Here is a 2,602-nt window from a genome sequence, read left to right on the forward strand (position 1 = left end):
TGCGTATCGCGCGCTGCCCGTAGGCTGGAGTCCGGCGCCAACTGATATTTATACCGACCAGTTCATGTGGCGGAAATTCTTGCGTCAGCCGGATTTGCGCTTCGCCTCCGGGCTCAATGCCACCTCGATCCACATCGCATCGCCATTGCGAACGGACTGGACGGCAGAGCAGCGGATCGCCGAACTGCGCGACCTGTTCGAGCGCCGCAATAGTCCCGACCTGCGGATGGAACTCGAAGCAGCCATCCGCAAGGCCCATGAGGGGTGGGAGCCCTCCGTCGACCCCTTGTTGCATCGCCTCGCCAGCGAAGCGATGCAATTCGGCCTCCAGCTTGTCCGATGGGTGCGAAATGGGCCCCCGTCTTGATCGGGCCAACGCCATCGTCCATAAGCGTCACTCGAATTGGCTTGAAGGCTGGTTACACCCAGAGATTGCCTCAAGGCGTTGTGTTACTAGTCTGGTCGCTGGTAGGCGAGGTCGCTGGCTTCTTGATGGACTTAAGCAGGTGCTTACCCATGAAGTTCCAGAACGCAATTGCGAGTTTCCCTGAACTTCTGGATCTTCGGGGCGATCGTCGTCAAGATTGCCAGAAGCGCGCTCGCTTTATTCGGTAACCTGGCTGCTCGCTGCCGCCCGGTTTATTTACCTAGTGACGGGCCCGAAAAATCCTCGTCACCCTCGATGCGCTGATCCGATCAAACACAGCCTTCAGAGCCTGAAACAATACAGTTGCCGGTAGCCGTCGTATTTGATCTCATGCGTCCAAGCATCGCTTTCGCGGCGACCAGCGCTGAGATGCATGGYGCGCTTCAGCGTGAGGGGGCCGCTACTATCGGATGCCAAAAAACGCCAGCACCGCCAAAACAATCACTACCAAGCCGACCAGATAAATAATGTTGTTCATATGGAACTCCTCCCGCGCCGTGCGTTTGCGCAGACGTCAGGCTCATAACGCAAAGCATCGCTGAGAGTTCCCCTGTAGCCGTCTCGGCACCGGGGCGGTTTTTGCCAACCAATCCTCAAATAACGACATCTGCGCATCTATAGTGGGGGGGAGCGGCGGCTTGTCGACGATGGTCCGAAATTTGTCGGGCAGGGACGTTGGAGCGCTTTGCTTACGGCCATGGCGCTGTCAGCCAGGTATCGATTTCTTCAGGCGTAGTGAGGAAAACCGGCATCGCCTTCTTATGGATTGGCGCGACGACGCTGTTCGGATCGGTCGTCAAGAAGCCGAACACTTCCCTTTCAAGGAGACCGTCGCGGATGCACCCCCGCCACGACGTCCCATTCCTGCAAGGACGGCGAGGGGGCGGCTTTCGTTCAACGCGAACCAGTAGTTCCGGCGTTGGCCGGTGTCTGGATCTTTGTCACCTTCCGTAGGGTTCGGCAAAGCTTGTGAAGGGGACGATGCAGCGGTTGTCGACGCCCAGCCAGGCGCGCCCAATGCTTGCTCGTGGTTTCGCAGATATTGGTAACGCCGCAGTCGGGCTCTTGGCGAGCAGATCGTTAAAGTCGAGCTCGCCAGCCTCATAAGCACTCTGACAGTCGGTACCACGGCCTTTGCCGCCCAGTAGGGCAATAGTGATATTCAGGCATGGGCGCTAAGCCTCAAGGACGCTCTGGAACAGGCGCCTCGCGCCGAAGTGGCAGCGCCTTCACTGCTCCAGTGCAAAGGGCAGATGTTCGGGATGACCTCAAAAACAAGCGTCAAAACGGTTTCCAATTCGCGGTTTGTTCCGGTGCTTTTGATGGGTTCCGGCAGGGCCCATTGGAAACCAATGACGTTGATTTTGCTGCGCTTTTCAGCCTGACCGGGCGCGTGTTGCGCTGGTTGGCTTCGTTCCTGAATTCAATCATCAGGTCATGGGGGATGACGCGGATCGCTAGCGCAATACCAAGTGGAACGATCAGCAAATCGTCCAAGTAGCGTCACCTCAGGCACGGTCTTCCATGCTCGCAAGTTGAGCCTCAAGACGATGCTCGTCGCCATCTGGTTCTCGGCGAACTCGGTGAAAGGCAAGGCCGCGCTGCAGCTCTCGCGTGAAATCGGCGTCCAATACAAGACGGCCCGGGTTTCTGCTCATGAAACTGCGTGAGGCCATCGCCTGGCGCAGGGAGGAGATGGTGCTCGATGGCGAGGTCGAGATCGACGGCAAGTACGCTGGCGGCCACATCTGTCCTGAAAACAAGGGCGAGGATCGCATCGGCCGCCGCCGCAAGAAATACCAGAACATCAAGAGTCTGTGCGCTCTTGCGATCCGCCAGCGCGGGCTGGGAGGGCAGACGTTCACCCGGAACATCCGAGACGAGGACAGCAACGCAGCCTGGGCGGCCGTCCGGAGCAGATCCCAGTCACTGAGCACTGCGCAGTTGGAGGATCAACTCTGCAAGCTGCTTATTACCCGGCTGAAGGCGGGCAAGTTCTTCAGCCAACGTCAATGTTTGGGGGTAGCGGCGGAGTTTGAGTCCAAACTGTATAGCTGTGCTTAGCAGGTTCGCGTCGGCAGAAGCGTTTGGAAGCGGCTGGCTGAGGGCATTGAAAGCATCGTCCGTGCGGCCGACCGAGTCGAGCGCGACGGCAAGCGTTGTTCGGTATTGGGC

General features: G+C 58.5%; 4 protein-coding genes. 3 read left to right on the plus strand and 1 reads right to left on the minus strand.

The window, feature by feature from the left end:
* Window positions 1–367 (plus strand): hypothetical protein (locus AC1DUU_RS28960; RefSeq protein ID WP_476786774.1); only part of this gene is annotated, 367 nt, incomplete at its 5' end.
* Between the two features lie 1,341 nt (window positions 368–1,708).
* Here AC1DUU_RS28960 and AC1DUU_RS28965 read toward each other — a convergent pair.
* The gene (locus tag AC1DUU_RS28965) at window positions 1,709–1,924 is read right to left on the minus strand and encodes a hypothetical protein (RefSeq protein WP_476786775.1); all 216 of its coding nucleotides are present in this window, start codon (window positions 1,922–1,924) and stop codon (window positions 1,709–1,711) included.
* Between the two features lie 38 nt (window positions 1,925–1,962).
* Between AC1DUU_RS28965 and AC1DUU_RS28970 the strand changes: the two genes are divergently transcribed.
* Window positions 1,963–2,097, plus strand: a complete 135-nt coding sequence (locus tag AC1DUU_RS28970) for a hypothetical protein (protein ID WP_476786776.1) — start codon at window positions 1,963–1,965, stop codon at window positions 2,095–2,097.
* A complete protein-coding gene (locus AC1DUU_RS28975; RefSeq protein WP_476786777.1) occupies window positions 2,084–2,491 on the plus strand; it encodes a transposase in 408 nt (135 codons plus the stop codon). The genes AC1DUU_RS28970 and AC1DUU_RS28975 overlap by 14 nt, the downstream gene beginning before the upstream one ends.
* The last annotated feature ends 111 nt before the right edge of the window (window positions 2,492–2,602 follow it).

The organism is Aminobacter sp. P4_H6_2 (genome assembly GCF_056400805.1).

Excerpts from the sequence above, each read along its gene's own strand:
- AC1DUU_RS28975 (WP_476786777.1), top strand. The coding sequence starts at position 2,084 with ATGAAACTGCGTGAGGCCATCGCCTGGCGCAGGGAGGAGATGGTGCTC.